Consider the following 13012-nt stretch of genomic DNA (forward strand, 5'->3'; position numbering starts at 1 on the left):
TCACTTACTGAGCAGTACCCGGCTCAGCAATCGCTTCACTGTCTATGTCAGGCAACGGCTGATGATGAATAACTGCCTCAAAAGATGCCAGACGCTTATAAACAGACAACAGCTCTACAATAGTTGTCCATGAATTCACCAGATACTGGAACGAGTTACTCACCTGACCAAAGGCAGTCAAAATCTGCTGTAACACACCAAATGTAATTGCCCCTACCGCAATCGTCGGCACCAGCAATACAAATACAAATATATTATCTGCCTGCAAATACATCATGCGGGCAACGTTAAAGTACATGTAATGAAAATATAGACGGAAGTAATTTTTACGTACGTTACCAAACAACTCCCTCAGTGTAACCGGCTCAGCGCGGGTCTCATCATCCTCGCCATATACCAGCTCTTTACGGAAAGCAGCTTCCACCCTCTGATTTTTAAATTCCAGACCTGGCAACTTAATACCCACCAGCGCCAATAAACCTGTACCAAAAATCGCCCACACCAAAGCGGCATAGAACAACGGATGCGCAATCGCACCCACCACAGGCAACTCTGATACGTAATCGGAAAGCGCCCAAAGCACCGGCAAAAAGGCAAACAAAGTCATCACAGAATCTATAATGGAGACACCCAAGCCTTCCATAATTGATGCAAATCGCATGGTATCTTCCTGAATCCGCTGTGATGCACCCTCAATATTACGTACCTGCTCCCAACGAGCGGTGTAATACTCATTCATTGCTGTACGCCAACGGAAGATAAAGTGGCTAACAAAAAAGCGTGTCACGACAAACACAAAAATAGCCAGAAAAGCTATTTCAGAAAATATAATAATCAGATCAAACAGCTCAGAGGAAACTGAAGAGACTTTTTCATCCGTGACTGAAGCAGCCACCTCTCCGCCTTCAGGATCAATCGGCTTCAACGCAGTCTGAACTAAATCGAAAAACGGCCGACGCCAATTGTTAATCGCCACTGAAACCTGAACAGAAAAATAGGTCGAAAACAGAATCGCCGATGAACCGGCAATCGACCACCACTGCCACTTATGATTGGCATATTTAAACCAAAACAAAGCAAACAAAGCCGTGCAAAGAAAGTAATAACCATAAAAAAGCAAAAATGAATCTGTAACAAAATGCCCTAAACCAATAACCGGCTGCTCATCCGTAGTATTCAAGCCGACCAGAGCGGCCATTTCTTCATTGAACCCATACCAGATCGCACAACTAAAACCCGAAAACAGTACCACCGATAAAAAAAACAACTTCGGGTTAGGGAAAAAAGATTTAAACATAAAAACATTCCTATCAGGCGAGTCTCTGTAAGACGGGCATCAAAGGCAAAAGTTCAGGATTCCTTCCACACCGATCAACATACAGATTAACAGAGAACCATAACGTGAGCATGCCTTAACAAAACAAATAATATTTTGCTTTCTTATACTTACAAAACATAAAAGCTTAGAAGACCATCAACAGCACAGCAAATAACATATAAACATCACTACACTTTTTCCGCACTCAAACAGTGGCTGCTACCATTTCCAACCCACCTTTTGCGGCGCAAAATTTTCAGTCGTTACCGCCAGACTTTCATCCGTTTCCAAACGCCCACTATGCAAACCAACCAAATACCAGCCATCTTTCTCTTCAGACAATACCGGACCACCAGAATCACCACCCGTTGTCCGACAGTTACTCTGAAGTAAGCGATTACCATCATGCAAAGCTTTAACTTTACAGCCTGACTGAACAGTCAACACAAAAGCCCGATCACCCCGATATCCTGCCTGCACCAGAGACTTCCCCTGAAACACACCTTTAGCATCCAACAGGGGTAAATAACCTAATTGCTTACCCAGCGGGCGGCTCAGTTTTAGCAACGCCCAGTCCCGTTTTACCTTATTCATTTCATTTTGTTTAGAGTACTTATACCCAGGCGCAATTTGCATAGCCACGCCTTTAGCTACCCCCTGAAAGGTTTCTTTTTCAACGCCAGCGACAAAGGTCACATACTTTGGCGGATACCATCGTCCGACTCGCGAGTTCCACAAACAATGCGCAGCCGTCAAAACCACATCTTCAGCCACCAATGTCGCGGTACAATGCCCATACCCGGCCAGATTTATCCGCCCAATTGCCCGCCAGGGATACTGCTGACTGGACACCCACTTTCGCGCATCTGGGTAATTTTTATGCAATGCAGAGCTGGATTTATCTGCCGCCAACACAAATTGCCCTGCAAGCACACAAAGCCCACCAAGCAACAAAGACAGAAACAACCGAGAAACTTTACTCACAAACAAAACACCCGTATTAACCAAAGCATCACTAAGCACTCAAGATATAAAATTTAAACTAGAACATAAAGATACTCTCAGGCCAACTAACCAGACAACATCATCAATCTGACCAGAGCCCTGAGTAAACCCTGGATGCAACAGCCAGACTCTGAAACCGTCCCGCTCTGACACTGTGCAACCCCAGCAAATACCAGCGCCCACCTTTGTTTAATAAAAGAGGGCCGCCGGAATCACCTCGCTTACTCTGACAATTACTTCTGAGTAAACGACGCTGATCATGCACACCGGTAATAAAACAACCACGCTGCACGGTCAGAACTCTCTGATAGTCTTCTCTGTATCCGGCATGCACAACCGGCATTCCAACAGATACTTGCCGACCATCAGACAAAGTCAGAAACCCTAATGAATCACCGAGCGGCTCAGCCAACCTCAACAACGCCCAGTCTGACCGGACATCCCGCCAGGGTTTATTCACCGGATTAACAGCAGCCTTCACTTTGCGTGATACTAACATTCGTTTAATGCGCGAACTTCCCTGTACAGCATCACCATGCACACCGGCCACAAATGTAAGATATTGCAACGGATACCAGCGTCCAGTTTCACGATTCCACATACAATGCGCCGCCGTAAGCACAACATCCCGTGCCACCAAAGTCGCCGTACAATAACCACGACCAGCTAAATTAATACGACCAATCGCACGCCAGGGAAAAATCTGCTCTGAAACCCGAACTCTCTGTGGATAAGTATGTGGCTGATAATTTTTTTCAGACAAAAAAACAGATGCCGGACCACCTTGCGCCTCAGCAATTAAGAACCAGATAACAAGAACAGCTATCCAGATGTCACACAGAACTCCCTTTCCGCTCACCCCCGATTCAATTCTATGAATCATAACGTTTAAATGTTTTGAATTACCCCTGCCGCCGCATCCTGCACCGGGTCTTCACAGCTTAGCAGAGGAACTAGCATCCCAAGAGAACAAATACGTCTATACAAGGCAGATAAAATAACAAAACAAAGATATCTGAGACGACGAAAAGCAAACTTAATATAAAATCTGGTAAAGAATAAGAAAGGAAAAATAAGAATGAAGAGAAAGTGGTGGGTTGTATAGGATTCGAACCTATGACCAATTGGTTAAAAGCCAACTGCTCTACCAACTGAGCTAACAACCCACGCTGTACTTCTCCCATACCACTCATCTGAAGAACCCAGAAAAAGTGGTGGGTCGTATAGGATTCGAACCTATGACCAATTGGTTAAAAGCCAACTGCTCTACCAACTGAGCTAACGACCCGTTGTGGCTCCTCGAGCTGGACTCGAACCAGCGACCAATAGATTAACAGTCTACTGCTCTACCAACTGAGCTATCGAGGAACAACGTACTCACATTAAATGGCGGAGGAGCAGGGATTCGAACCCTGGAAGGGCTATTAACCCTCGCCGGTTTTCAAGACCGGTGCTTTCAACCACTCAGCCACCCCTCCTGTGAGTGGCGCGTATAATAAAGGATTCTGATTTTGTGTCAACACTCACGTTAAAAAAACCGCAACTTTTTAGCAAAAAAACAGAGTAGCCTTCATGCTCAACTATGCTGATGATATACAAGGTACTTATCACAACCCTCAGGCCTTAATTTCCCATCATATAACTGGGATAATGTCGTCACGGCTATAGTGAATAAAACCACTGCAGAACCTTACTGAATCCAACTGGACACACACATGGCAACTATTGGCAGAAGCAATCAATTAAAAGTAGTAAAAGAGGTTAAGTTCGGCGTCTATCTTGACGGTGAAGAACTTGGCGATATTCTGCTGCCTGTTCGCTATGTTCCTGAAAACACCAAAGTCGGCGACACACTGGATGTATTCATTTATCTGGATTCGGAAGACTACCTGATCGCAACCACACTGGAACCTAAAACAGCCGTCGGTGAGTTCGCCTGCTTAACCGCCGTTTCTGTGAACCGCATTGGTGCCTTCTTCGACTGGGGATTACCAAAAGACTTACTGGTTCCTTTTAACGAACAGAAGCAAGCTATCGAAGAAGAAAAAAAATATATCGTTTATACCTACCTGGATAACGAGACCGATCGAATTGCCGGCTCAACCAAGCTCAACAAATTTCTGGATAACTACCCACACTCATTCAAGAAAGGCCAACAGGTAGACCTGCTCATTGAAGACCACACGCACATTGGCTACAAAGCCATCATTGACGGCACCCACTGGGGCGTTGTTTATGATAACGACGTATTTAAGCCACTGCGTTACGGTCAGAAAATGAAAGGTTTTATTAAGCAAATTCGTCCTGACGGCAAAATAAACCTAAGCCTGCAAAAACTTGGGTACGGTAAAACCGACGACGTCAGTAAGCGCATTATGCATATGCTGGAGGACCAGGATGGTTTCATTGCCTGCAATGATAAAACACCACCTGATGTTATCTACAAGCTATTCGGCGTCAGCAAGAAAGCCTTCAAACTCGCGATTGGTCGCCTCTACAAAGAACGTAGCATCATAATTGATGAACGCGGTATCCGTCTGATCACTAAGTAAATCGTCCAGTGCCGCTTTCTGTGGCACCCTGTTAGACTCAGGCAAACCTTTTCCGGAGAGCCTGATGTCTGCTTTTATCATTGCCGCTACTAAAACAATTGATGGACAGTCCTTTGAGAGTAGCCAAACTCCCGATGATTGCCATGCAATGCAAGCACAACTGTTAAGCGCAGGCATCAACCTTCACCACCTGATCATAGACCCCCTCAGTACCGACTGGCACAGCCCTCTTGAAGCCGGACATTACCGCAGTGGTGCCGCACCTATAGAAGCATTAACCCAGGCCATTTCAATACTTCAGTCACCCAATACCGCGGTGGTAATCAGCGGTAATGATCCATTACGCACCGGATATGAAAAAGCCGAACGCTTACAACGTATGGAAATATACGGCAGAGATTATTCATTAATAGCGGCCTACACCGAACTTAGTAAAACCTTTGCGAATAAACATGACTTCAGCGAAGAGCAGTTCCGTGAGATAGCAAAATCCCTCTTCGATAACTACCTACAAACTTTTACCACACAGAATCCAGAGGCCACTCTTCCAAACGCCTCCTGGTTCAACCCTATCAGCGACTTATTCAGAGGCGTTGACTGCGCCAATCCTGTACAAGACTTCTGCGGCCAGTTAATTCTCTGTAACGCTGAAACGGCTGAAAAACTGGCAATACCTGACTCTGAAAAAGTAGAGATACTCGGTGCCAGTTGCCTGACCCTTTTGCAGGATGGCAAACCTGCCATTGAAGAAATCGCTGAATACAGACATCTGAAAACGGTCTACCAAAGAGCCTGTCAGCAATCAGGTGTGAATTTCAAAACAGAGTTTTTGCAGGGCAATGCAATTCTCGATGTCTATACCTGCTTCCCTGTTGTACCAATGGCGTTCCTGTTTGCAGCAGAATTCATCGATTCCGCAGCTGAGTTCACATCCTTTCTGGCAAAACACCCAGTAACGTTCAATGGAGGTATGAACCTCGCCAAAGGCCCATGGAATAACCCCACTCTAAGCAGCCTTGTGGACAGCTATCAGGCACTAACAACAGGCCGGGCTTCACTTGCAGGTATTCATGGTAATGGCGGTCTGGGTTATAAACAGGGCTTTGCGATTCTCTCCCGTGCAGACCACCACAATTAAAGTTACCCACATATTCTGTGCATAAGCCTTGGAAAAACATCTGCATAACCTCTGCAAGCATTGATTCTAAAGGCTTACAGACAACGAGTGGTTTCTGATCAAAATTAAAAATAAACAGGCAAAGAATAATTTACAAATACTTATTGATAATCATTATTATTTGCATTAGTATCAATTCCGCTCGTAAGTGGTCGACAAAGTACTCACCTCACCGATACTTTGTCATCGCAGGCGGCGTTGATTTGGCCAGCGTCGCCTGCAAACTTACAACCAAGCTTTACAGGCTCTTGTCATAAGTTTTTTAGCGGGTGCTATCACCCGCTATTTTTTTATCCGGCTGTATTCTCCCCCCTTTAGCTTAAGCAACCATAGTGCAACTGTTTGCTGATATAAATCAGCATCTGCTGGCTGTATATGCCCGCAGGCCTGAGCTACTATAGGCCGCACTTTCACCAGCCCGGTTTTCTTCATGCAACAGGATCTCACTCCAAAATCTAAACATTTGATTTTTGTTGGCGGCGGCCACGCCCATGCACTGGCACTGCGCATGCTTGCCATGAAGAAACCTGAAGGCGTGAAAATCACTTTGATATCCAACGCTATCCAAACACCTTACTCTGGTATGCTGCCAGGGTTGATCGCCGGTCACTATAGCTTTGATCAGGCACACATAGATCTTGGCCGCCTGTGCCGCTTTGCCGGCATCAGCTTTATAGAAGACCAGGTCACCGGAATTAACCCGGAAAAACAAACGGTTCAGTGCCTTAACCATCCTGACTTTAACTACGACATTCTCAGCATTGATACCGGTTCGGTACCCGGACGCAATCAGGTACCTGGCGCCAGTGAATGGAGCATCCCGGTTAAACCCGTAGACGAATTCTTAGCACACTGGCAAGCCATTCAGGCTCGCATCAACATCACACCTGATGTTCAGCTCCAAATAGGTGCTGTAGGTGGTGGTGCCAGCGCTGTTGAAGTGGTCCTCGCCATGCAGCATAAACTGCAGCAAGCAAACCTGGCTAACAAGGTAAATTTTCATGTCGTCAGTGGCCCCGATGACATACTGCCCAATCACAACGATAAGGTACGGGCCAAATACCGAAAAGTACTCAGCAAGCGAAATATAAATACGCATACTGGTTTCACTGTCAGCCAGGTCACTGAAAACTGCCTGCATACTGCTGACGGCCGTAAACTGGATTTGAACTATATCATCTGGGCAACGGCCGCTACCGGTGCAGACTGGCCAGCAAAAGCTGGCTTACAGACTGGTGCGTCCGGCTGTATTGAAGTCAACGATTGCCTGCAATCATTATCACACTCAAACATTTTCGCCTGTGGTGATATTGCAGATATGGTCAATCACCCACGGCCAAAAGCAGGGGTGTTTGCCGTTCGCCAGGGTAAGCCGCTCTTAAAGAATATTTTGGCAATACTGGCAGGCAAAAAGCTCACGCCGTTTAAACCGCAAAAACAATTTCTCAGCTTAATAAGCACTGGCGATAAATATGCCGTTGCTTCCCGCAGTAACTGGTCACTGGCAGGTCGCCTGATCTGGCACTGGAAAAACCATATCGACCAAAAATTCATGCGCCGCTTCAGCGAAGTTACTATGTTGCCCGACGCACAAAGTACTAAAACGGTTAAAGTTGAAAATCCGGATATGCGCTGTGGTGGTTGTGGCGCTAAAGTCGGCAATACCGTATTACAAAGGGTGCTCTCCCAGCTACCCTCAAACCTCAGTGAAGATATACCGGTCGGTTTGCAGCACCCTGATGATGCCGCCGTTATCGCCGTGCCAGACGGCAAGCTGTTGGTTCAGTCCGTGGACAGTTTCAGACAACTAATCAACGATGACTACCTGTTCGGTAAAATTGCTGCTGTACACGCACTCGGTGATGTATTTGCTATGGGTGCTTCCGCTCACAGTGCCCAGGCTTTGGTTACCCTGCCCCATGCCAGTGATGAATTACTGGAAGAACAACTTCTGCATCTGCTAAAAGGCGCATTAGAGATATTCAGCGAATCCGGCGTTACTCTGGTTGGCGGTCATACCTCAGAAGGTAGCGAATTATCACTGGGCTTTGCTGTAAATGGTTTTGCAGACCCTCAACAACTGATGACAAAAGGCGGTGTAAATTCCGGAGACTACTTGCTGGTCACCAAACCTATTGGTACCGGTGTTCTGTTTGCCAGTGATATGCGTGGCCAGGCCCATGGTCGCTGGATCAGCGACGCTCTACAACAGATGCAACACTCTAACTTTCGCGCTAGTCAGGTATTGAATGAATTTAACTGTAAGGCCTGTACTGATATCACTGGTTTTGGCTTAGCTGGTCATCTGCTGGAAATGCTCACACCGGCCGGACTCAACGCTGAACTATGGAGCGATAACTTCCCTGTTCTGGAAGGCGCTGAACTTTGTCTGGAAAGCGGTTTACAAAGCTCGCTTCACCCCGATAACCAACGCTACGGTAACAAAGTAAAGATTGCTGAAAGCATATCTGTTGGCCGACAAGAGTTATTGTTTGATCCACAAACAGCCGGCGGCTTATTGGCAGCAATTCACCCGGATAAGCTGGACGCCTGCCTGAGCGCACTTCAGGCCGAAGGTTATAAACAAACAGCTGTCATCGGTCGAGTCACAGATATCACCAGCTGCAGCGCAAAAATAAACCTGATTACTGGACTGGAAAACAAACCGGAAAATAATCCGGAATAAGCACAGTAAAAAAACATCTAAGTTTTCAGCTTTGTTTCATTCCTCAGAATTAACCTGTGTTTCATGATCTAAGCACCCAATTCTGAGGGACACACCATGAACAAAAAAATAGCCATCCCAGCCGTTCTGGCTGTCGCAGTGGCCGGTGCCAGTGCTCTGGTATGGTCTGCCAATGACCAGGCCAGCCAGAATGCTGCGCCTATTGCTAAAAATGCGATGACCAGCGAAGGCCTCGCCATCGCAACTTTTGCCGGTGGCTGTTTCTGGTGTACCGAAGCCGGCTTTGAAAGGCTACCTGGTGTGAAAGAAGCAATTTCAGGTTATACCGGCGGTGAAGATACGACCCCTACTTATCAAGAAGTCGCAGGGGGCATTTCAGGCCATACTGAAGCCGTACAGGTATTCTATGACCCTGAAGTTATTACTTACCGCGGTTTAGTTGAATCTCTTTGGCGCCAGATGGACCCTACCGATGGCACAGGCTCATTCGTTGACCGTGGTAGTCAGTATCGCCCAGGCGTGTTTTTCCACAATGAAACACAACGCAGAATTGCAGAACAGTCCATGATGGAACTGGCAGCTTCAGGTCGTTACAGCCAGCCACTGGCAACCGAGCTGACTCAGCTGGAGAAATTCTATCCTGCAGAGGATTATCATCAGGATTATTACAAAACCAATCCGATCCGTTATAAGTTCTACCGATTTAACTCCGGTCGCGATCAGTATTTACAGAAAACCTGGGGAGACGACCTGAGCCCTGACTTCACTCAGTTTGGCCGTGACGATAACACACAGCAACTGGTTACTCAGGACCGTAACGACTTTGTAAAGCCCAGCGACGCTGAGCTCAGAAAGACTCTGACAGAGCTACAGTATGAAGTCACTCAGGAAGACGCTACCGAACGACCATTTAGTAATGAATTCTGGGATAACAAACGTGAAGGCGTGTATGTGGATATCGTCAGCGGTGAACCACTGTTCTCTTCCAAAGATAAGTTTAAATCTGGTACAGGCTGGCCAAGCTTTACTAAACCACTGTACTCAAGCTCAATTGTTGAGCATACAGATTCCAGCTTTTTTATGACCCGTACTGAAGTACGCAGTCAAAATGCTGACTCACACCTGGGTCATGTGTTTAAGGATGGTCCGGCACCAACCGGATTGCGCTACTGCATTAACTCTGCATCAATGCGCTTCATCGAGAAAGATCAGTTGGCTGCTGCGGGTTATCCGGAATTGCTTAGCCTATTTGAATAACTGAAACACTCTTTTCGGAACGGGCTTTTCAACGCAGCCTTTTCGAAATAACCTTTTCAGAAATACCCTTTCGTTCCCCAACGAACGCAGACGCTGTCCGCAGCGTCTGCATTCTTTTCAGCAATAGTCAGTGTCGCATCAATACACTTTGCATCATCTGAACTATTGCCTGAAGCCCCTAGCTACGGCATTTGGCCCGCTTTTCTTCCAGGCGCGCCATCAGCAATGCCATTTCATCGCTTTGTCCGGTTGCAGACTTAGATTTTTTCGCCTGACGCTTAGCTTTTTCTTCAGCAACTAGCTGACGTAAACGCTGCTCTTTACCCACAGGACTGGCATCTGAAGCTGCAGGCTTTTCAGCTTGTTTCTTCACCGTAGACGCACGACGCGTCGCCTGAAGCGAGGCTTTACGCGCAGCAACCTTAGCAATCAGCTTCGCCATTTCCGTGGTTTCTGCATCCTGATTAGCCAACTGATCAAGCAATTTCTTCTCGGCCGCCGAAACAGGCTTAGGTTCAGATACCTCAGGCTGAATTTCAGGTTGAGACACTGGCTGCTGATGCAATGACATATTTGAAGCAGCAGATTCAGCGTCTGCTGCGGTAACAGATACCTCTGCTAATACAGGTGAGGTAATTGTCGCGTTATGTTCAAGTACGCGTTGCGTATTCACAGACACGGTCGGCTTTTGTGCCTCTGAAGCAGCATCAGCCACGCGCTGGCGACGTTTCAGTGTCAGTGTCTTACGCTGGCTAACAACCACCTGCTTCCCGTTAGCATTAACGCAGTCACGATTCGCTGTAAATGCTGTTACTTCCTCCGGTACATCAACTGATGATTCCGTCACAGAAGCAACTACCGGTGCAACCTGATCAGCTAAAATATTCGTCGTATCAGTAGCCATAGCATCCACTATTGGCTGAACAGATGCAGACACTACGGTTGTAACCTGCTCAGTTGCAACGATGGCAACATCAGGCTGAGCTTGCGGCTTATCATCACTCTTAACAGAAGTTTTTACTTTTGATTTCGTTGCTGCTTTCGCCTTCGCAGGCGCTTTCTTCGGCTTACTCGCCCGGGAATCCAGACGCGCAATCAGGGCTGCCATTTCAGCGGCTTCTGCCCGCTGCTGTGCCTGCCGCTCTTCCATACGCGCATCTTTTTCTTGCGCGATAGCTTCACGAATTTTCTTCTCTTTTGCCGCAGAGTTTACACGACCAGTAGGTAATGCTGCCGCTGACTTAGCCGGTGTCGTAGTACTGCTTTTAGCTGCCGACTTAGTCGCCGCAGACTTCTTCGCCGCTGTTTTCTTGGGTTTCTTACCCCGTGCATCCATACGGCTAATCAACAGTGCCATTTCACGGGCAGCAGCTCTTTCTTTGGCAACCTTTTCTTTAATTTTCTGGTCCTGACGCTCGTCGTAGGCGAGTTTCTCAGCCTTACGCTTAGCTGCCCACTCAGCGTCAGATAGCCTTGGTTTTTCTGCCTCTTCAGCAGCAATAGCGACAGGTGATTTTTTCTGTTTTTGCTCAACGGCCTGCTCAGTGGTTTCAGCTTCAGCCGTGTCATCAGAACTCTGATCTTTAGTACTGATAGACACTTCATCCAGTAACTCTGAACCTTGCTCTTCAAGATTCAACAGGGCATCACGGGTGAGATCTTCTTCTGCTGCCTTAGGCTTCGTACGGCGCGGAGCTTTAGGCGCCTTAAGCTTTAACCCTTGCAGGCTGGTGCCGCCGGTTTCTTCCAGTGCAGCCTGCATCAGTTCACGCAACTCTGCTGTATCTTCAGCAAACGCCCACTCACTGACAGCAAAACTGTCTATTCCGTATTCACGGATATCATCATATAGGTGTGCTTCTACGCCGGCTTCTGCCGCTTTCAGGATAACTTCCCAGCGTCGGTCAATATCTTCCCGACTGGTACCGACATAAATCTGTTCAGTAGTCGTATTAGTAATGGTAAAAACGATCAAAAGAGGATGACTCCGTACACAAAATCTACAACCGATAGGGCAAAAAGATCGCGTATTATAGTGATCCTTTTTTTAAAGGTAAGACTTGAAATTCAGATATTTTTTTGAATCTTCAGGAAGGAGTACAACGATGATAAAAAAGACACATCCAAACAATTAATTTTGTTTGATTTTTTACCCCGCCTTTTGATTAGCGGCTCTCGCAGACAGGGCAAAATTATTCATTAAAAAGCGAAATCACGGCGCCATTGTGCGGCACTCATTATGATCCTTTTCTGCGCAGCTGCTTCAGTTGCCACCTGACGGATTAGTACAGCGTTATCTGCGGCAATATCGCCCTCTAAATCGTAAAGATTATTTTCAAAGCCAACTCTTACATCGCCACCCTTTTGCATAGCCAAGCGGGCACAACGATGCTCATCTGCACCAAAGGCACATACCATCCAGGGCGTTTCATCATGGTGAGCGGCCAAAAAAGGCAATAAATCGTCTGGGGAAGACTGTTGCTGAGCATGGTATCGCCCCAGCACAAATAACAAATGGTGCGGGACTGAAGGAATAACACCACTTGCTTTCAATTGATGATAGCGCTGAACATCTTCAGCACTATAGAGAATGTACTGACAGACAATTTGCTGTTCCGCCAACCAGTGAAAAAAGCCCTGTGCGTCATTAACATCCTGCCCCTCAGGTAACAGTTCCCGCAAAGCGACGGACACCGCTTCGGGCTGAACTTCACGCACCATCGCCATTTGTGCAGGCGGTTGATATATACCTGCGGCCTCAGTGGTTAATTGCACCACAATATCATCACCCACTTCAGCTTTGAGCATATCCCAGATTTGTTGATTCAGCCCTGTATCCAGTGAATGGCGTCCCTGCTCGTCCCGGGCATGGGTGTGAATCATAGTGGCACCAGCGGTTACCGCCTGACGGGCAGCATCTACGACTTCCCGGGGCGTTACTGGCAAGGCCTGGTGATCTTTTTTCTGTTTATATGCCCCGTTTGGCGCAACTGTAAGAATCATTTTCTGTGTCACCG

Annotated in this window: 9 protein-coding genes and 4 tRNA genes; 4 read left to right on the forward strand and 9 right to left on the reverse strand. The window is 47.0% G+C overall.

Translation table 11 applies throughout. The features are described from left to right. Nucleotides 1-4 precede the first annotated feature (4 nt). From sbmA to OCU49_RS21165, 7 genes are all read right to left on the reverse strand, one after another. Nucleotides 5-1297, reverse strand: a complete 1293-nt coding sequence (sbmA, locus tag OCU49_RS21135) for a peptide antibiotic transporter SbmA (protein ID WP_261842516.1) — start codon at nt 1295-1297, stop codon at nt 5-7. A gap of 240 nt (nt 1298-1537) precedes the next feature. Further along, entirely contained in the window at nt 1538-2302 is a 765-nt protein-coding gene (locus OCU49_RS21140) for a trypsin-like serine peptidase (RefSeq protein ID WP_261842517.1), read from the reverse strand. Between the two features lie 103 nt (nt 2303-2405). After that, nucleotides 2406-3086 (reverse strand): trypsin-like serine peptidase, encoded by a 681-nt coding sequence (locus OCU49_RS21145; RefSeq protein ID WP_261842518.1) that lies wholly within the window; start codon nt 3084-3086, stop codon nt 2406-2408. Nucleotides 3087-3413: 327 nt separating this feature from the next. After that, a tRNA-Lys gene (locus tag OCU49_RS21150) sits at nt 3414-3489 on the reverse strand. A gap of 46 nt (nt 3490-3535) precedes the next feature. Continuing rightward, nucleotides 3536-3611, reverse strand: a tRNA-Lys gene (locus OCU49_RS21155). A gap of 4 nt (nt 3612-3615) precedes the next feature. Continuing rightward, a tRNA-Asn gene (locus OCU49_RS21160) sits at nt 3616-3691 on the reverse strand. Between the two features lie 19 nt (nt 3692-3710). Next, nucleotides 3711-3801 (reverse strand) — tRNA-Ser (locus OCU49_RS21165). 237 nt (nt 3802-4038) lie between these two features. Here OCU49_RS21165 and OCU49_RS21170 point away from each other — a divergent pair. From OCU49_RS21170 to msrB, 4 genes are all read left to right on the forward strand, one after another. Next, nucleotides 4039-4875, forward strand: coding sequence for a CvfB family protein (locus tag OCU49_RS21170; protein WP_261842519.1), 837 nt, complete (start codon nt 4039-4041; stop codon nt 4873-4875). 64 nt (nt 4876-4939) lie between these two features. Beyond that, the gene (locus OCU49_RS21175; protein WP_261842520.1) at nt 4940-6013 is read left to right on the forward strand and encodes a hypothetical protein; all 1074 of its coding nucleotides are present in this window, start codon (nt 4940-4942) and stop codon (nt 6011-6013) included. Between the two features lie 469 nt (nt 6014-6482). Beyond that, a complete protein-coding gene (locus tag OCU49_RS21180; RefSeq protein WP_261842521.1) occupies nt 6483-8738 on the forward strand; it encodes a slr1591 family oxidoreductase in 2256 nt (751 codons plus the stop codon). Between the two features lie 96 nt (nt 8739-8834). Then, nucleotides 8835-9995 carry a peptide-methionine (R)-S-oxide reductase MsrB gene (gene msrB, locus OCU49_RS23715; RefSeq protein ID WP_336605353.1) on the forward strand — a complete coding sequence of 387 codons (1161 nt, stop codon included), beginning with the start codon at nt 8835-8837 and terminating at the stop codon, nt 9993-9995. Between the two features lie 178 nt (nt 9996-10173). On the opposite strand, the gene OCU49_RS21195 is transcribed toward msrB, so the two are convergent. Both OCU49_RS21195 and OCU49_RS21200 read right to left on the reverse strand, forming a co-directional pair. Continuing rightward, a complete protein-coding gene (locus OCU49_RS21195; protein ID WP_261842522.1) occupies nt 10174-11970 on the reverse strand; it encodes a GIY-YIG nuclease family protein in 1797 nt (598 codons plus the stop codon). Nucleotides 11971-12194: 224 nt separating this feature from the next. Further along, nucleotides 12195-13010: a beta-keto acid cleavage family enzyme gene (locus tag OCU49_RS21200; protein WP_261842523.1), complete on the reverse strand. Its 816-nt coding sequence runs from the start codon at nt 13008-13010 to the stop codon at nt 12195-12197. Between the last annotated feature and the right edge of the window lie 2 nt (nt 13011-13012).

Source organism: Aliamphritea ceti (assembly GCF_024347215.1).
In the GTDB taxonomy this organism is placed as follows: Bacteria; Pseudomonadota; Gammaproteobacteria; order Pseudomonadales; family Balneatricaceae; genus Amphritea; species Amphritea ceti.

Coding starts and splice junctions, on each gene's coding strand:
- sbmA (WP_261842516.1), bottom strand. CDS start 1,297: ATGTTTAAATCTTTTTTCCCTAACCCGAAGTTGTTTTTTTTATCGGTG.
- OCU49_RS21170 (WP_261842519.1), top strand. CDS start 4,039: ATGGCAACTATTGGCAGAAGCAATCAATTAAAAGTAGTAAAAGAGGTT.
- OCU49_RS21175 (WP_261842520.1), top strand. CDS start 4,940: ATGTCTGCTTTTATCATTGCCGCTACTAAAACAATTGATGGACAGTCC.
- OCU49_RS21180 (WP_261842521.1), top strand. CDS start 6,483: ATGCAACAGGATCTCACTCCAAAATCTAAACATTTGATTTTTGTTGGC.
- msrB (WP_336605353.1), top strand. CDS start 8,835: ATGAACAAAAAAATAGCCATCCCAGCCGTTCTGGCTGTCGCAGTGGCC.